Here is a 315-nt window from a genome sequence, read left to right as displayed (position 1 = left end):
GTGTTGCTCTGCTGACCTCCATCTACGACAACGCCGGTGCAGCCGGCGGCTCCGGCGTGTTCATTGCCGACCAGAATGAGACCTGGTTCGTGGAGAACCTGACGGGCCACACCTACCATGCCCTGAAGCTCTCCTCCAGCGTGGTCTTCATGCAGCCCAACATCGCCGCTATGGGCAAGATCGATCTGGATGACACCGACCATGGGGTGGCCTCTGCCAACCTGATCTCCGTGGCCCAGAAAGCCGGTACCTTTGTGGGCGACGCCGCTGCCAATGTCATCGATCTGGATGCCTCCTACAATGGCGACATCGCAT

The 315-nt window shown here is 60.3% G+C and carries 1 protein-coding gene; it reads left to right on the top strand.

All coding sequences use genetic code 11. The annotated features are described in order from the left end of the window. Positions 1-315, top strand: a 315-nt coding sequence (locus P0G09_RS17215; protein WP_275253280.1) for a C69 family dipeptidase, incomplete at both ends; no start/stop codon positions are given.

Origin of the sequence: Faecalibacterium sp. DFI.5.82, from assembly GCF_029076575.1 — a bacterium.
Lineage (GTDB): Bacteria > Bacillota > Clostridia > Oscillospirales > Ruminococcaceae > Faecalibacterium > Faecalibacterium duncaniae.
Note: the sequence above shows the minus strand (reverse complement) of the source record. Positions and strands in the feature narration are given on the sequence as shown.